General features: G+C 71.8%; 19 protein-coding genes. 8 read left to right on the top strand and 11 right to left on the bottom strand.

All coding sequences use genetic code 11. The annotated features are described in order from the left end of the window. Positions 1-33: 33 nt before the first annotated feature. On the bottom strand, positions 34-672 hold the full coding sequence (locus AC0NH5_RS25700) for a hypothetical protein (RefSeq protein WP_474408397.1): 639 nt from the start codon (positions 670-672) through the stop codon (positions 34-36). Between the two features lie 148 nt (positions 673-820). Next, positions 821-1,747, bottom strand: coding sequence for a DMT family transporter (locus AC0NH5_RS25695; RefSeq protein ID WP_474408396.1), 927 nt, complete (start codon positions 1,745-1,747; stop codon positions 821-823). Between the two features lie 140 nt (positions 1,748-1,887). On the opposite strand from AC0NH5_RS25695, the gene AC0NH5_RS25690 reads away from it, so the two are divergent. Together AC0NH5_RS25690 and AC0NH5_RS25685 are read left to right on the top strand one after the other, a co-directional pair. Further along, complete coding sequence (locus AC0NH5_RS25690; RefSeq protein ID WP_474408393.1) at positions 1,888-2,595, top strand: HAD family hydrolase; 708 nt, start codon at positions 1,888-1,890, stop codon at positions 2,593-2,595. Between the two features lie 238 nt (positions 2,596-2,833). Continuing rightward, the gene (locus tag AC0NH5_RS25685) at positions 2,834-3,328 is read left to right on the top strand and encodes a hypothetical protein (RefSeq protein ID WP_474408391.1); all 495 of its coding nucleotides are present in this window, start codon (positions 2,834-2,836) and stop codon (positions 3,326-3,328) included. 183 nt (positions 3,329-3,511) lie between these two features. Here the strand turns inward: AC0NH5_RS25685 and AC0NH5_RS25680 are convergent, their stop codons facing one another. Further along, positions 3,512-4,387: a PhzF family phenazine biosynthesis protein gene (locus AC0NH5_RS25680; protein ID WP_474408389.1), complete on the bottom strand. Its 876-nt coding sequence runs from the start codon at positions 4,385-4,387 to the stop codon at positions 3,512-3,514. A gap of 27 nt (positions 4,388-4,414) precedes the next feature. Here AC0NH5_RS25680 and AC0NH5_RS25675 point away from each other — a divergent pair, with 27 nt between their 5' ends. The 3 genes from AC0NH5_RS25675 to AC0NH5_RS25665 are packed head-to-tail and all read left to right on the top strand — an operon-like array spanning position 4,415 to position 7,383. Continuing rightward, positions 4,415-5,692, top strand: a complete 1,278-nt coding sequence (locus tag AC0NH5_RS25675; RefSeq protein WP_474408387.1) for a magnesium transporter MgtE N-terminal domain-containing protein — start codon at positions 4,415-4,417, stop codon at positions 5,690-5,692. Further along, positions 5,689-6,213 (top strand): DUF1003 domain-containing protein, encoded by a 525-nt coding sequence (locus tag AC0NH5_RS25670; RefSeq protein WP_474408385.1) that lies wholly within the window; start codon positions 5,689-5,691, stop codon positions 6,211-6,213. The genes AC0NH5_RS25675 and AC0NH5_RS25670 overlap by 4 nt, the downstream gene beginning before the upstream one ends. Positions 6,214-6,234: 21 nt before the next feature. Further along, positions 6,235-7,383: an Mrp/NBP35 family ATP-binding protein gene (locus tag AC0NH5_RS25665; protein WP_474408383.1), complete on the top strand. Its 1,149-nt coding sequence runs from the start codon at positions 6,235-6,237 to the stop codon at positions 7,381-7,383. Positions 7,384-7,427: 44 nt separating this feature from the next. On the opposite strand, the gene AC0NH5_RS25660 is transcribed toward AC0NH5_RS25665, so the two are convergent. Beyond that, entirely contained in the window at positions 7,428-7,850 is a 423-nt protein-coding gene (locus AC0NH5_RS25660) for a Sec-independent protein translocase subunit TatB (RefSeq protein WP_474408381.1), read from the bottom strand. A 70-nt stretch (positions 7,851-7,920) separates the two neighbouring features. Then, positions 7,921-9,192, bottom strand: coding sequence for a S1C family serine protease (locus AC0NH5_RS25655; protein WP_474408380.1), 1,272 nt, complete (start codon positions 9,190-9,192; stop codon positions 7,921-7,923). 162 nt (positions 9,193-9,354) lie between these two features. Between AC0NH5_RS25655 and AC0NH5_RS25650 the strand changes: the two genes are divergently transcribed. Beyond that, entirely contained in the window at positions 9,355-10,056 is a 702-nt protein-coding gene (locus AC0NH5_RS25650; protein ID WP_474408378.1) for an O-methyltransferase, read from the top strand. Here AC0NH5_RS25650 and AC0NH5_RS25645 read toward each other — a convergent pair. Next, positions 10,033-11,448, bottom strand: a complete 1,416-nt coding sequence (locus AC0NH5_RS25645) for a leucyl aminopeptidase family protein (RefSeq protein WP_474408376.1) — start codon at positions 11,446-11,448, stop codon at positions 10,033-10,035. The genes AC0NH5_RS25650 and AC0NH5_RS25645 overlap by 24 nt on opposite strands. 77 nt (positions 11,449-11,525) lie before the next feature. After that, positions 11,526-11,693, bottom strand: coding sequence for a DUF3117 domain-containing protein (locus AC0NH5_RS25640; protein ID WP_014447667.1), 168 nt, complete (start codon positions 11,691-11,693; stop codon positions 11,526-11,528). Between the two features lie 273 nt (positions 11,694-11,966). Here AC0NH5_RS25640 and AC0NH5_RS25635 point away from each other — a divergent pair, with 273 nt between their 5' ends. Together AC0NH5_RS25635 and AC0NH5_RS25630 are read left to right on the top strand one after the other, a co-directional pair. Continuing rightward, positions 11,967-12,779, top strand: a complete 813-nt coding sequence (locus tag AC0NH5_RS25635) for a PaaX family transcriptional regulator (protein WP_474408374.1) — start codon at positions 11,967-11,969, stop codon at positions 12,777-12,779. Then, complete coding sequence (locus AC0NH5_RS25630; RefSeq protein WP_474408372.1) at positions 12,776-13,609, top strand: enoyl-CoA hydratase/isomerase family protein; 834 nt, start codon at positions 12,776-12,778, stop codon at positions 13,607-13,609. Before AC0NH5_RS25635 ends, AC0NH5_RS25630 begins: the two co-directional genes overlap by 4 nt. A 139-nt stretch (positions 13,610-13,748) precedes the next feature. On the opposite strand, the gene AC0NH5_RS25625 is transcribed toward AC0NH5_RS25630, so the two are convergent. From AC0NH5_RS25625 to AC0NH5_RS25610, 4 genes are all read right to left on the bottom strand, one after another. Beyond that, positions 13,749-14,261 carry a hypothetical protein gene (locus tag AC0NH5_RS25625; protein ID WP_474408370.1) on the bottom strand — a complete coding sequence of 171 codons (513 nt, stop codon included), beginning with the start codon at positions 14,259-14,261 and terminating at the stop codon, positions 13,749-13,751. A gap of 25 nt (positions 14,262-14,286) precedes the next feature. Next, positions 14,287-14,865, bottom strand: coding sequence for a DNA-3-methyladenine glycosylase I (locus AC0NH5_RS25620; protein ID WP_474408368.1), 579 nt, complete (start codon positions 14,863-14,865; stop codon positions 14,287-14,289). A 144-nt stretch (positions 14,866-15,009) separates the two neighbouring features. Then, complete coding sequence (locus tag AC0NH5_RS25615; RefSeq protein ID WP_474408366.1) at positions 15,010-15,519, bottom strand: SRPBCC family protein; 510 nt, start codon at positions 15,517-15,519, stop codon at positions 15,010-15,012. Further along, entirely contained in the window at positions 15,516-16,082 is a 567-nt protein-coding gene (locus AC0NH5_RS25610; protein ID WP_474408364.1) for a DivIVA domain-containing protein, read from the bottom strand. Before AC0NH5_RS25610 ends, AC0NH5_RS25615 begins: the two co-directional genes overlap by 4 nt. Position 16,083 lies beyond the last annotated feature (1 nt).

Below are 16,083 nucleotides of genomic sequence, written 5' to 3'. Positions count from 1 at the left end.
GCGGCTGATGACGGCTTTCCGACATGGGCGCGGTCACCCGCCGGACTCGGGCACCACCGGGCGGCCGCTCGTCCGTGGCGTGACCGGACCCTCCTCGACGAAGACCAGCGGGGCCGCCGAGCCGTAACGGGCGGGGAGCTCGCGGCGGGCGCGGTCGAAGTCGCGGGTGCCGATCTCCACGCCGACGCCGTCGTGACGGGTTCCCACGGTGACGATGCGCAGGTCACGGCTGGTCCAGTACGGCAGGTCGGCGACCACCCGGTCATGCCACGTGCCGAGTTCTTCCACGGCGTGCGCGGCGTCGCGCACCACGATGCAGGTGTCCTCGGCACTGTGCCGGACGAAGTCGTCGAATCCGGCTGACGGAACGCGGTACACGATGGCTCGTACCCGCAGCTGGTCGACCTCGATGCCGGCGAAGCTGGCGGCGAACCGCTCCCGCCCGCCCCGCTCGATCCGTTCCATGGCCGCGCCGAGCCGCGCCGGGGTGATCGTCGTCCGGGCACCGCCGGTGACGGTGTACTGGGGCGCCCGGCGGAACTCGCATCCGGCGGTGCGCCAGCCGCCGGTCAGCGGCGCCCGGTCCGGAGCGGCCGCGCCGACGATCTCCGCGCATCCGCCCAGGGTGAGAGCCGCCACGGCCAGCAGTCCGGCCACCCGATCCCGTCGCATCCATCTCCCCTTAGATCACCGTGGCCGGCCGGTTGCAGGTGCAACGAGCGGTACCGCGCCGCGGGTGACGGCCGCGGCCATCGAGACGGTCTCGCGCCGTACGGGCAGGAGTGTCAATTACGGGAGGAATTCGCCGTAAAGAGCAGGTTTACGGCGAGATGGAGGCGTCAGCGGCCGCCGGGACGAGGCGCGCGCTCCGGGTGGTGCCGACGATCACCACCGCGACGCCGAGCACCAGCAGCACCAAGCCGGGCAACGACTCCATCCGGGGCGTCTGGCCCAGCCACACCCAGGCGAGCAGGGCCGCGCCGGGCACCTCCAGCAGGATCAGCACGCTGACCGTCGTCGCCGAGGTGTGCTGCAGCGCGTAGTTGAACATCGAGTGCCCCAGCAGCTGCGCGCCGACCACGAGCGCGAGGATCGCCGCCCACGTCTGCCCGTCGTAACCGCTCAGGTCCACTCCCCCGACGAGGCAGACGACGACCAGCACGAGGGCACAGACGCCGTAGCAGATCCAGGTGTACGTCGTCGTGCTCAGCGTCGCCCGGGCCCGCTCCCCGAACGCGGTGTAGACGGCGGCGAAGATCCCTCCGAGCAGAGCCAGGACGTCCGCCCAGACGGCCTGCGCGGAGACCCCGATGTCGACCCCGGTGGCCCAGGCCGCGCCGGCCACCGCCAGCCCGATGCCGATCCAGCCGGCCGTGGACGGGCGCCGGCCCTGCACCGCCGCGATCAGGCCCTGCCAGACCGGCTGTGTGGCCACCAACGCCGTCGCGGTCGCCACCGAGCCGAGCTGCACACTGGGCATCCAGGTCGCGAAGTGCGCGGCCAGCGCGAGGCCCGACAGCACGCAGAACAGGCCCACCCGGCTGCGCAGGACCTCCCGCACCTCGGTGCGCCGCCTGGTCAACGCGACCGGGGTGAGCGCGACGGCGGCGATCCCGTTGCGCCAGAAGGCCACGGCCAGCGCCGGCGCCGCCGCGAACGCGATCAGCGGCGCCGAGGAGGAGACCGCCACCACGGCCACCAGCAGGGCAAATGCTGTGGCGGGCGGCACTGTGTGCGGTGAACGCATATTCATCCCCGGCAGTCGCTTCTTGCACAGTCGCGCGTCACAGTTTGTCGCCCTCTATTGGCGGAGAGTGACCGAGTGGATACAGTCACCGACGGCCGCTGGGCCGTTTTCACCCCTCGATGCCGTGGAGGCCGATTTACGTGCCCGCATTCCGTGCGGTGGTGTTTGACTTCTTCGGCACGCTTACCCGTTCTGTGCAGCGTGGGCCCCAGCATGCCGACATCGCCCGGGCTCTCGGCGCCGACCCGGAAAGGCTGGTCGGCGTCCTGGACCGCACCTTCCGGGCCCGTGCCTGCGGCCGTTTCGGCTCGGCGGAGGCGACCTTGCGCTGGGTGATCGAGCAGGCCGGCGGCGACACCCGGCCGAGCGCCATCCGGGCGGCGATGCCGGCCCGGGTCGACGCCCTGCGCGCGGACACCCAGCTGCGCCCGGACGTGGTCAGCGCACTCACCGCGATCCGTAACCGTGGGGTGCGCACCGCGGTGGTCAGCGACTGCACCCACGAACTCCCCGCCTTCCTGCCCGGCCTCCCGGTGGCGCCGCTGCTCGACGCTCAGATCTACTCGGTCGAGCTCGGTGTCTGCAAACCCGACCCGGAGATCTACCAGGCGGCGTGCGCCGCGCTGGAGGTGGCCCCGGAGGACTGTCTCTACGTCGGCGACGGCGGCAGCCACGAGCTGACCGGCGCGGCCGCGGTCGGTATGACGCCGGTCCGGCTGGCGGCGCCCGACCTCGCCAACCACCTCGTCTTCGACGCGGACACCAACTTCGCCGGCCGGACGGTGCGGTCGCTCACCGAGGTGCTCGCGCTTGTCGATCCGATGCCTTCCTTCGCCCGGTACGCCTGAGCACGCCCCGAACAAGATCACACTGTCCCCGGACAGTCCCGCGACGTGCCCGCCCGTCCCACCACGCGGGCAGCCTCCCTGGGCCGCCCCGCGACGCGCCCGCCAGCCCCACCACCACGGGCAGACCAGTGTGTGAACTTGGGGTCGATATCGAGCCCGAACTTCACACGCTGAGCGGTGCGTGGCGGTGCGGTGCCTGACGGCTGAATCGGCGGCGGAGGCGTGCGAGGATGGCCGGGTGAGTGCTGGCGTGCTGGAAGAGGCGATCAAGAAGGCGTCGATCGCCTGGGTCTCGGTGGACGGCGGACCGGCATATGGGCTGTGGTGCATGCCGGTGGAGAGCTCGCTGGCGGTGGTGAGCGGGCCGGGTGAGCAGTTCGCGCCGGGGCTCGCCCAGGCCGGCCGCGCCAGTGTGCGCCTGCGCGGCGACCACGGCGGGGCGATCGTGCAGACCGACGCCGCCGTGGCCCGGGTGCTGCCGGGCAGCCCGGAGTGGGACGAGATCGCGCCGCAGCTCGCCAACAAGCGCCTCAACGCGTCCGGCACCGCCGAGGACCTGATGGCGCGGTGGGTGGAGAACGGCTGCGTGGTGGTCCGGTTGACCCCTGTCACGGACTCCGCGGTCGGCGCCGCCGAGCTGCCGGCCGAGTCGGCGGCCGAACCACCTCGGGAGACTCCCGCCCGGGTGGAGACCCGCCGCCCGTTCCGCCTGCACCGGGTCCGCAAGCGCTGACCCCACCCCTCACCGTGGGGATTTCGGGTTCGCTCCGCACCCCAACTTCACACACTCCAGCCGCGCGCGGCGCGTGGGGATTTCGGGTTCGATACGCACCCCAACTTCACACACTCCAGCCGCGCGCGGCGCGTGGGGATTTCGGGTTCGATACGCGCCGCTACTTCACACACTGGGTGGGGGTCAGCCTATGAACGGGGGGACGGCTATCCGGCCCTCGGCGATCGGGACGACGTGGCCGGCCACGGTGGCGGCGGTGGCGACGCCGGCTGACGCGGTCACGGTGCACTCCAGCAGCGACGGCCGCTTCATCTCCACGCCCTGGTGGACCCGGTAAGACGAGGTCCCGTCGGCGGGGAGCCAGCCGGCCGCGACCAGCCACACGCCGAGGCCCAGCGCGGCCGAGCCGGTGGCCGGATCTTCCCAGACGGCCGTACCGGGGACGAAGACGCGAGCGTGCGCCTCCCCGTCGGCCCAGGCGAACACGCTGATGTCGGTGACGCCGATCGTGGCCGCGGCGGCCGTGTCGAGTTTGATGCGGTTGAGCGCGTCCCGGCGTACCGGCAGAAGAACCCAGTCCAGACCGCACCCTGCCGGACGTGGGGCAGCAGGCCCGCCGCCGGCGAAGTCCGAGGCCGTCAGGCCGAGCATGTCGAGCAGCGGTTCCGCGGCGACCGGCTCGCCCAGCCGTGGCGTCCCGCCGGTGACCGTGGCCGCGCCCGCGGGGGTGACCTCGATCGGCAGCAGGCCCGCGCCGCACTCCTGCACCACCGGCCCGGCCGGGAAGAGCCCGCGCCGCATCGAGGTGACCGCGGCGCCCACGCTCGGGTGCCCGGCGAACGGCAACTCGGCCTCGGTGGTGAAGATCCGCGCCCGGTAGGTGGCGCCCGGAACCGTCGGCGGAAGGATGAAAACTGTCTCCGCGAGGTTGAACTCGCGGGCGAGCGTCTGCATCTGATCGGCGCCGAGATGATCGGCGTCGTACACCACGGCAAGGGGATTTCCGGCGAACGGCCGATCGGTGAACACGTCGACGATCTCGTAGGCCACGGTGGACATGTGCGGACCCTAACCTAATCTGAGGGCGTGACCATGGGGACGAGGGTTTATCTGGCCCGCCTGCCCGGCCTGCCGGTGTTCGACCCCAACGGCGACCGTGTCGGGCGGGTGCGTGACGCGGTGGTCCGGCTGCGCACCACGAACCGGCCGCCGCAGGTCGTCGGCCTGGTTGCCGAGATGGCTCTGCGCCGCCGGATCTTCCTGCCGATCGGGCGGGTGACCAGCATGGACGCGGAGGCGGTGTTGCTCAGCACGGGGACGCTGAACCTGCGCCGGTTCGAGAAACGGCCGAACGAGCTGCTGGTGCTGGAGGATCTCCTGGACCGCCGGGTCACCGTGCTGCCGGAGAACGAGGACGGCTCGGAGCACATCGGCACGGTGGTGGACATCGGGATGGAGCAGAACCGCCGGACCGAGTGGATCATCACCCGGGTGGCGGTTCGCGAGCACACCGGCCGGCTCGCCCGGCGCGGGCACGTCTTTCAGGCGGAGTACGACCGGACCCGCGGCCTGATCGGGCCGACCGACACGCAGGGCACCTCGAACCTGATCGCGCTGCTCGACCAGATGCGACCGGCCGACATGGCGAACGCGCTGCAGGACCTGCCGGACGCACGGCGCAACGAGGTGGCGGCCGCCCTCGACGACCGGCGGCTGGCCGACGTGCTGGAGGAGCTGCCCGAGCACGATCAGGTGGAGATCCTGGTCGCGCTGGACCGGGAGCGGGCCGCCGACGTGCTGGAGCGGATGGACCCGGACGATGCCGCGGACCTGCTCGCCGAGCTGCCGAAGGCGGAGCAGGCGGTGCTGCTCGACCTGATGGAGCCGGAGGAGGCCGCGCCGGTCCGGCAGCTGATGGATTACCGGCCGGGCACCGCGGGCAGTGTGATGACCTCGGAGCCGGTGATCCTCACGCCGGACACCTCGGTCGCGGAGGCGCTGGCCCGGATCCGGGAGCCGGAACTCTCCCCGGTGGTCGCCGCCCAGGTCTTCGTCGCCCGGGCCCCGGCCGCCACGCCGACCGGGAAGTACCTGGGTATGGTTCACTTCCAGCGGCTGCTCCGGGAGCCCCCGGCGAGCATGGTCGGCGGGCTGGTCGACTCCGACCTGGAGCCGTTGCGCACCGACACCGGGCTCACCGAGATCATTCGGCGGATGGCGACGTACGACCTGATCGCGATCCCGGTGGTCGACTCGGCGCACCGCCTGCTCGGCGCGGTGACCGTCGACGACGTGCTGGACCATTCGCTGCCCCGGGACTGGCGTGACCGGGACAACTCCGACGAGGAGCAGGCCGCGTCATGAGCGACAGTCGGCCGAACCGCCTGGACCAGCCCCGCGACCCGGGGCGCATGCAGCTGCCCAGGTTCGACCCGGAGGCCTTCGGCCGGTGGTCGGAGAGCATCGCGCGGTACATGGGTACGGCGAAGTTCATCGTCTACATGACCGTGATCATCGCGGCCTGGTTCCTGTGGAACACGCTGGCGCCGGAGAAACTGCGCTTCGACCCGTACACCTTCACGTTCCTGACGTTGATCCTGTCGTTGCAGGCGTCCTACGCCGCTCCGCTGATCCTGCTGGCGCAGAACCGGCAGACCGACCGGGACCGGCTGGCGATGGAGGAGGACCGCCGCCGCGCCGCCATGCAGAAGGCGGACACCGAGTTCCTGACGCGGGAGATCGCCGCGCTGCGCATCGCGCTGGGCGATGTCGCCACCAGGGATTTCCTTCGTTCGGAGCTGACCCGGCTGGCCGACGAGCTGGACGAGGCCGCGCACCGCCGGGAGAAGCGGGCGCGTATGGAGTGGGACGAGGACCACTCCTGACCTCGACGTAGCATGGCAATCATGTCCGCTCCTGCATCGACGCTCGAGGACGCGATCCAGGCCGCCCTGGCGACCGTCGACGACCCCGAGATCCGCCGCCCGATCACCGACCTCGGCATGGTCGCCGGCTTCACCGTCGGCGACGGTCTGGTCAAGGTCGACCTGTTGCTCACCGTCTCCGGCTGTCCGCTGCGGGACAAGCTCAACAACGACATCACCGCCGCCCTCACCAAGATCCCCGGCATCGACCGGGTCCAGGTCAACTTCGGGGTGATGGACGAGGAGCAGCGCAAGGCGCTGCAGAGCACGCTGCGCGGTGGTGGCGCCACGGCGGAACCGGTCATCCCCTTCGCCCAACCGGGTTCACGGACGCGGGTGTACGCGGTGGCGAGCGGCAAGGGCGGTGTCGGCAAGTCGAGCGTCACCGTGAACCTGGCCGCGGCGCTCGCCAAGCGGGGCCTGTCGGTCGGCGTCGTCGACGCGGACATCTACGGCCACTCGGTGCCGCGGATGCTCGGCGTGGACGGGGCACCCACGCGGGTCGAAGACATGATCATGCCGCCGCAGGCGCACGGCGTGAAGGTGATCTCGATCGGCATGTTCACCGCCGGCAACGCCGCGGTGGTGTGGCGCGGCCCGATGCTGCACCGGGCGCTCCAGCAGTTCCTCGCCGACGTCTACTGGGGCGACCTGGACGTGCTGCTGCTCGACCTGCCGCCCGGCACCGGCGACGTGGCCATCTCGCTGGCCCAGCTGCTGCCGAACGCGGAGATCCTGGTGGTCACCACCCCGCAGACGGCCGCCGCCGAGGTGGCCGAGCGGGCCGGCGCGATCGCCCTGCAGACCCACCAGCGCCTGGTCGGCGTCGTGGAGAACATGTCGTGGCTGGAGCTGCCGGACGGCTCCCGCATGGAGGTCTTCGGCGCGGGCGGCGGCGCGAAGGTGGCGGAGTCGCTGACCCAGACCATCGGGGCACGGGTGCCGCTGCTCGGCCAGATCCCGCTGGACACCCGGGTGCGGGAGGCCGGTGACGACGGCACGCCGATCGTGCTGGCCGAGCCGGACGCGCCGGCGGCCAAGGCGCTGGACGCGGTGGCCGACAAGCTCGCCGTGCGGCGGGAGTCACTGGTCGGCAAGCCGCTGAGCCTGATGGTCAACGCCAAGCGCTGACCGCCGCGCAGCGTCTCTGGGGCCGGCTCAGGTCGCGGGTCGGCTCAGGTCGCGTCGAGGTCGTAACGCTGCGCCGGTCGAGGGGTGACCTCGGCCGGCGTCGCCGCTTTCGGGGTGCTGCCGTTCTTGAAGTCGGCGGCCGAGGCCACCTCGTTCAGCTCGGTCCGGACGCCGTTGAGATCCTGCTTCACGTCGTCGTAGAGGGTCTGCAGCGGCTTGCGGATCGCCGCCTCGTCCTCCTCGCTGAGCAGGTGCTTGCGGATGAACGCCTTCGGGTGCAGATCCTCGAGCTGGATGTCGGTGCCCAGCTCCCGGCTCAGGTCGGTGGTCGCGTTCTGCGCCATGTTGCGCAGGCCGCGCAGCAGGCGCAAGCCGTCGCCGATCACCTTGGGCAGGCGTTCCCCGAAGATCAACAGCGCCAGCATGAGCAGCGCGCCGATCTCCCACCAGTTCAAGTTCTCGAACACGTGCAGCCTCCCAGGCGTCCCGGGCCAAGCGTACGCACGATCCGGGAACGAACGACACCCCGTCCGGTGATCAGTTGGTGTCCGCGGCGAGTGTCACGGATGCCGTGGCGCTCCGGTTGCCCCGGCGGTACTCCACCGCGACCACCGAGTCCGGCGCGTACTTGCGGACCAGGGCGATCAGATCGGTGCCCTCCTCGACCAGGTGCCCGTCCAGTTTCGTGACCACGTCACCGCTCTTCAGGCCGGCCGCGCCGGCCGGTCCGGCGGGCTCCACCGAGCGGAGCCGGGCGCCGCCGGCCGTCTCGCCGGTGACCACCTCGGCGCCGATCACCGTGCGCCGCGGCTTGCCGGTGTCGATGATGTCCTGCGCGACCCGCTTGGCCTGGTTGATCGGGATGGCGAAGGCGAGGCCGATGTTGCCCGCCTCGGTGTCGGCGCCACCGACCGATCGGATCACCGAGTTGACCCCGATCGCCTGACCGGCCGCGTTGACCAGCGGGCCGCCGGAGTTGCCCTGGTTGACCGCGGCGTCGGTCTGGATGGCCGCGTAGTAGCGCGTGGTGCCGCCCGGGTCGCCCGCCTCGAGCGTGCGGTCCAGGGCGCTCACGATGCCCTGGGTCACGGTGTTCTTCAGGGCCAGCGGTGAACCGAACGCGAGCACCGGGTCACCGACCGCGAGCGCGTCCGAGTCGCCCAGCTCCACCGGGACCACGCCGCTCTTTGCGACTTTGATCACTGCGATGTCGGATTCCGGATCCCGGCCGACGAGCCGGGCCGAGGCCGAGGACCCGTCGTTGAACGAGACCGACAGAACCTCGTCGGCGCTCTCCACGACGTGGTCGTTGGTGATCACGTAACCGTCGGTGGAGACCACGAAGCCGGATCCGATCGCGCCGGTGACGTGGACCGTGACGACGCTCGGAGCCACCCGCTGGGCGACCCCGGCGAGCGACTCGGGGGCCCGCTGCGCGGACTCCGGGACCTGCTGCGGCGGGCCGCCCAGCTGGGTGCCGGCGTTCGCCACATAGCCGCCGCGGACCGCGAACACAAAGCCGAGCGTCCCGCCGAGACCACCGGCCAACAGTGCCGTGACCAGGCAGATCAGCAGGACCGGGGTGAGTGACCGGCGCGGCGCGTCAGGGTTGGCAACCGGGTCCAGAGGTGGTCCGCCGGTGGGCGGCGGAGGGGGCAGGTGCACGGCCGACGAAGAGTACGGATCGCGCCACGGGTCGGCCGTCGCATCGGACCACCACGGCGAACCGGGCGGCGGCGTCGGCGGGCTTCCGGGCACGCCCGAACCAGGCGACGTCGGTGGCCGGCGCCAGTTCCAGCCGTCGGTCAACTCGGTGCCTCCACTCGTCGTCCTCCCGGCTCCGAGCCTCCAGGATGACACGGATCCGCCGGATACCACCTTCCCACCGATGCCACTGGCGGTCCGACTGGACTGTTTGTGCATCGACGGTGTGGTGCATCACCAGAGGGCATCGCTCTACTCTCTTATCCGATGTGCGCGGTTGCGCCGCGACCATCACCGCTTCGTCCGGAGGTCGTCATCATCGGTCCAGCCCGCTCATTCGGTCAGCCGGCGCCGCAGGCAACGCTGTTCGCCGAGACCTACGCCACCGAGGACCAGGTCCAGCAGACCGCGCGTTCCCTGGCGCACGAGCTCGGCCTGCCCTGCGTCTCACCCGGGGCGGGCTCCGTGCTGCGCCTGCTGGCCGCCGCCGGCAACGCCAAGGCGGTCGTCGAGATCGGCACCGGCACCGGCGTGAGCGGCGTCTGGCTGCTCCGCGGCATGCGCCCGGACGGGGTGCTCACCACCATCGACGTGGAGCACGAACATCAGCGGATCGCCCGCCGGGTGTTCCTGGAGGCCGGCTTCGCCTCGTCCCGGACCCGGATCATCAGCGGGCGCGCGCTGGACGTGCTGCCCCGGCTCGCCGACGGCGCCTACGACCTGATCTTCGTGGACGCGGACACCACCGAGTTCGCCGCGTGCACGGAGGCGGCCCTGCGGCTGCTCCGTCCGGGTGGGGTGCTGATCGTGAACGGCGCGCACGCGGGTGGCCGGATCAGCGACCCGTCGGCCCGGGACGTGGACACCCTGACCATCCGCGAGACGGTCAAGGCGATCCGCGAGTCCGAGGACTGGATCCCCGCGGTGATCCCGTCCGGCGCCGGCTTACTGGCCGCCGTAAAGCGTTGAGAGGTATCGGAGCAACATCCGAGCCCCCCAGCCGGTAGCGCCCTTGACCAGGTCGAGGTCGTCGGCGTCGGCCCAGCTCGGCGCGGACATGTCGAGGTGGGCCCACTTCGTGTCGCCGAAGAAGTCGCGCAGGAACAGTGCGGCCATCACCGAGCCCGGCCCGGCCGGCGCGCTGACCCGGTCGGCGATGTCGCTGCGCAGGTTGTCGGTGTAGTCGTCGGCCAGCGGCAGCTGCCACATCCGCTCACCGGCTGCCTCGCCGGCCTCGGTGAGCGCCTTCGCCAGGTCGTCGTCCGGGCTGTACAGCGCGGCGAGGCGCTTGCCGAGGGCGACCGCGTTCGCGCCGGTCAGCGTCGCCAGGTTGAGGACCAGGTCGGGCCGCAGGCGCTCCGCCGCATACGCCAGGGCGTCCGCCAGCACGATCCGGCCCTCGGCGTCGGAGTTGGTGTTCTCGCTGGTCGAGCCGTCGAAGTGGGTGATCACGTCACCCGGGCGGAAGGCGGAGCCGCTGACCGCGTTCTCGGCGAGCGGAGCCAGCGCGGTCACGCGTACCGGAAGGGCCAGGTCCGCGGCGCCGAGCGTGGCCGCCACGACCGCGGCCGCGCCGCCCATGTCCTTCTTCATCAACTTCATGCCGTCGCGCGTCTTGATCGAGATGCCGCCGGTGTCGAAGGTGATGCCCTTGCCGACCAGCACCACGTGCGTGGTGGCACCGGGCGGCTGCCAGGAGAGCTCGACGAACCGGGGCGGGGTGGCGGAGCCGCCGCCGACCGCGCGCAGCCCGCCGAAGCGGAGCAGGTCGTCACCGGCCAGCACGGTCACGGTCAGCCCCGGGCGCCCGGCGGCCTCGGCGACGATCTGGTCGGCGAACCACTGCGGGTTCTTCACCGAGGACGGTGTGTTCGTGAGGTCCCGGGCCAACCATGTCGCCGTGGCCGTCACCCGGGCCAGGGTGAGGCTCCGGTCGTACCGCCGGGGGTCGTCGGCAACGACCCGCACCTCGCCGGGCCGGGCCGCCTTCGGCGCGTCGCGATAGCGGTAACCGCCCAGCCAGAGGCCTTCCGCGAGGCCCCGCAGCGCGGCCTCGCCGGCGCCGGCCGGCAGCCGTACCTCCAGGTCGTCGTCGCCCGCCTCGCGAATCACCGCGGCACCGGCCGCGCGCCAGCCGGCCTCGTCACCCGCACCGATGCCGGTCAGCAACACCCGGGCCGGCACGCCCAGCGGACGCGGCAACGCCACCACCCGCCCGGCCGCACCGGCGCCCTCGGTCTGTGCGGCCAGGGCGGACACCTCGGCATCGACGTCGCCGGCGGGTACCGGCCCGTCCGGGCCGACCGGGATCACCCAGGTCGCGCCGGTGTCGGGAGCCTCGGTCAAACGGATTGCGAACACGGGAGGATGACCTTTCCGTAAGACGTGGAAAGCCCGCCGGTACGGGCGGTACCGTACCGGCGGGCTCGCGTGAAACGTCAGCCGGCGATCGACTTCAACGCGTCACCGAGCGCGTTGGCCTCGTCCGGGGTCATCTCCACGACGAGACGGCCACCACCCTCCAGCGGGACGCGCATGACAATGCCACGACCCTCCTTGGTGACCTCCAGCGGACCATCGCCCGTCCGCGGCTTCATCGCCGCCATCTTGTCTCCCCTCAGACCTACGTCAGGGTCGGTGGGTTGCCCCACAGCCACTTGCTCCTGGAATGCACAGCAACACGCCACGTGCTCAGCCCCACGTGACGCGATGCTCGTTTCCGACCGGCGGCCGTACAGGCCGTTTCACGTCTCCACGCGTTGCGGCCCACCGTGCCGATCAAACATTTTCCCTGATGAACACCGGCGAACCCAAACCCAGCCCGGGCGGATGTGACAGCATCTAGCATATAACGTTTTCGGCTGTCACAATGTGCGGTCATGCAGGCGCGGTCCGCACTCTTCGACCTGTACGGCGATTACCTGCGCGCTCGTGGCTCGCGGGCGCCGGTCTCGGCCCTGGTGCGGCTGCTCGCCCCGCTCGACATCGCGGCGCCCGCAGTTCGTACAGCGGTGTCGCGAATGGTGCGACAAGGATGGCTGCACCCCCTTCGTCTGGCCTCCGGACCCGGATATCTGCTCACGCCGAAAGCGGCCCGGCGCCTCGACGAGGCGGCGGGCCGGGTGTACCGAACCGGTCGCGGCGGCTGGGACGGGCGCTTCGACATGATCCTCCTGTACGAGCCACCGGCGCGACGGGAAGCCGCCCGGCTCGCCTATCTGGGTTACGGCCCGCTCACCGAACAGGTCTGGGTCGCGCCCCGAGCCTCCGACGAGATCGAGGCGACGCTGGCCGAGGCGGAAGCGGGGTACGACCGGTTCAGCGCCGGCCACACCGCCGGCTCCGCGGGCGCCGCCGAGATCGTCGGGCGGGCGTGGGACCTGGAACGGATCGGAAAGTCGTACGAAGATTTCGTCACCGATCTACGTCCGGTCGTCACCGCGGTCACTGCGCGTAGCTCCGACGAGGAGGCGTACGCGGCCCGGTTCCGCCTCGTGCACGCCTGGCGGTCGTTCCTCTTCCAGGACCCGCAACTGCCCGGCGCGCTGCTGCCGCCGGGCTGGCCGGGGGTGCGCGCCGCCGCCTTCTTCGACAAGCACGCCACCCGGTTACGGCCGGCGGCCGACCGCTACGTGGAACGTTGCCTGCAGGCGGCCAGCCGTGGAGGTCGTGTGGGATTCTCAGACTCATGACCGCCATCCGACCGCCCCACCCGCCACCCACGAACGGACTGAAGACCGACTCCCTCCTCGTCGACCGCACAGACGCTGTCGTCACCCTCACCCTGAACCGCCCCGAGGCGATGAACTCCTTCACCGTCGACCTCAAGGAGGCGCTGCGCGACACCCTGGCGACGCTGGAGAGCGACCGGTCATGCCGCGCCATCGTGCTGGCCGGGGCCGGCACCGCCTTCAGCGCCGGTCAGGACCTGCGCGAGCACGCGGCCCTGCTGGACGCCGGCTCCACCGACCTGAACACCGTGCAGGCGCACTACAACCCGATCGCGCAGCGTCTGGCGAACATGCCGAAGCCGGTCGTCGCCGCGGTGCGGGGCATGGCGGCCGGCGCGGGGGCGTCGTTCTCGCTGCTCGCCGACTTCCGGATCGGCGGCCCGTCGACCAAGTTCCTGATGGCCTTCGCCAACGTGGGTCTGGCCGGCGACAGCGGCATCTCGTGGTCGCTGCCGCGGATCGTCGGGCACGCCCGGGCGCTGGAGCTGCTGCTGCTCGCCCAGCCGGTGAAGGCCGAGGAGGCGTACCGGATCGGGATGCTCTCCCAGCTGGCCGAGGACGACGAGCAGGTGCTGCCGGTGGCGCAGGAGCTGGCGGCGCGGCTCGCGGCGGGGCCGACGGTGGCGTACGGGGCGATCAAGCGGGAGCTGTCCATCGGCGACGCGGGGACGCTCAGCGACGCCCTTGCCGCGGAGGCTCAGGCCCAATCGATCTGCGGGGCCACCGGGGATCACCGGGCGGCGGTTTCGGCCTTCCTGAGCAAGCAGAAGCCGGTCTACGAGGGTCGCTGACCCGCTTGGCTGCGCCAGGCGGGTCAGCGACTGTCGCGCTAGCTCGAGCGGGGTGGGATTCTCGCCCCCCGGTGGACGGACGGCCATCGGGGGGCGGGGTCAGGGCACGCTGACGCTTGTGAAGGGCGACAGCGGGGGCTCAGTCGTCGTCCTCGTCTTCTTCGGGGTCCTGGTTGGCCTCGGCGCCGAGGACGAACGCCTGCATCGCGAGCTCGTCGCCGGACGGCCAGACATAGGTGGGCAGCTCGGCCGGACCGAGCTCCAGCACGTGCGACCAGAACTGGCGCACCGCCTCGGCCGGCGAGTTCGCCTCGATCGGCATCGCCACGCTGACCAGCCACGGCTTGCGGTCGGCCGCCGCGCCGAGCCGCTCGGCCAGCCGGCGGAACGTGGCCGCGTCGAGCGGGCCGCCGGTCAGCCCCTCGGCCGGGACCGGCTCGTCGAAGGCGCGCCGCCGGTAACCCAGCACCAGCTCGCCGCCCTCGGTCTTCTCCACCCGGGCCAGCGCGACGACCTTGTCCTCGGCCAGCAGGACGACCTCGTCACCGGCGGAGGCCTCCGCCGGGCCGCCCGCCACGGTCACGACATCATGCTGGAACAACCGCTCGGTCGCCCACTGCTCGTCCGAAATGATCACCGACCACTGCGCCATGCGGTCCATCTCATCACGGGGGTCGTCAACCGTTTCGGGGTGGGACCCAACACTCCTCGAGGTGGTCGTCGACCATGCCGGTGGCCTGCATCAACGCGTACGCCGTGGTGGGTCCGACGAACTTGAACCCGCGCTTTTTCAGCGCCTTGGCGAGCGCCGTGGACTCGGCCGTGACAGCCGGCACGTCGGCCCGGGTGCGCGGGCGCGGGCGGGCGGCCGGCGCGAACGACCAGAGCATCGCGGAGAGCCCTTCCGGCAGCTCGGCGGCGACCCGGGCGTTGTGCAGCGCGGCGTCCACCTTCATCCGGTTGCGGACGATGCCGGCGTCGGCCATCAGGCGGGTGGCGTCGGCCTCGGTGTACCGCGCCACCTTGGCGATCGAGAAGTCGTCGAAGGCGGCCCGGAACGCGGGGCGCTTGCGCAGGATGGTGATCCACGAGAGGCCGGACTGGAACGCTTCCAGGGTGAGCCGCTCGAAGAGGGCGTCGTCGCCGCGGACCGGCTTGCCCCACTCGTCGTCGTGGTACGCCGTGTACTCCGGGGTGCTCGCGCCCCAGAAGCACCGCGGCCGCCCGTCCGCCCCGATCACCAGCCCGTCGGTCACAGCAGCCGTCCCCGCGTGTGAAGTTGCGGCTCGATCCGAGCCCGAACTTCACACGCTGCGCTTGCCTTGGTCACGGCAGCCACCCTGGCGTGTGAAGTTGCGGCTCGATCCGAGCCGCAACTTCACACGCTGCGAATGCTTCGGTCATGGGAGCCGCCCCTGCTCCACGAGCCGCCCGAACTTCTTCAGGGCGCCGGTGAAGCCGAGCTTGGAGCCGGGCCAGAGCACCGGCCAGGCGAGCTTGCCGACCGCGCCGGCCGGGAGGTGGAACCACTCGTGCAGCACGACCTGGGTCCGGTCGCCGGACATCGCGGTGCACCGCATCGCGCCAGGGCCGCGCAGCACCTTTCCGCAGTGCACGACGCGCACCTCGTACGGCGCGTTGACCTTGGCCACCCGCAGTTCGTCGCGGATCACCGCCGGGCCGATCGTGGTGACCGCCTCGACCAGGCTGCCCTCGCCGCCGTCGCCCTCGACCACCCGGACCCGGGTGAAGGGGATCCACTCGGACTGCTTCTCCCAGTCCATGAAGGCGGCGAAGACCTTGGACGCCGGCGCGTTGACGATCACCGTGGCGGTGAACTCCCCGGATCCGGGCCTGGCCGCGTCGCCCAGGCCCCCGGCTGGGCCGTCCGCGGGTCCCACGCCGGTCATCGGCGGTCCGCCGGCTCCCCCTTGGCGGGCGGCACGTCGCCCACCTCGATGAGCGGGCTGTCGGCGGCAACGGCTCCGGCCGGCTCCGGGGTCTTCTCGGCGGCCGGCCCGGCGTTGCCCGGTCCAGCTTTGCCCGGCCCAGCGTTGCCCGGCCCAGCGTTGCCCGGCTCAGCGGTCGGCGGTGGGCCGGCCGGTGCGGGCGGTGCGGCCGCGGCCTCGCGGGCCTTGCGCAGCGCGTCGGCGTCCGCGAGGCGGCCCTCGCGCAGGGCGGTGACCTCGGCCTCCAGCACGCCGATCAGCTCACCCTTGTAGCCGATGTCGTACGCCGCGCGCTGCAACGCCTGATCCACCTGGGCCATCCGGTAGCCGCGCCAGGCGGTGTCGAACCGGGTCTCGGAGACGTCCTTCTCCCCCAGCGGGCGGTCGCTGGGCAGCGGCACCGCCCGGCCGTCGGGCTCGACCGGGGTCAGCCCGGAGTCGCCTCCGCTGAGCAGGACGGTCACGCCGAAGACGATCGTCGCGACGACCAGCGCCACGACAACGAAGAGGAGAAGCTGACCCATG

It is taken from the genome of Actinoplanes sp. 13 (genome assembly GCF_056134165.1).
The sequence above is the reverse complement of the archived record's forward strand: the minus strand, read 5'-3'. Positions and strand labels throughout refer to the sequence as shown.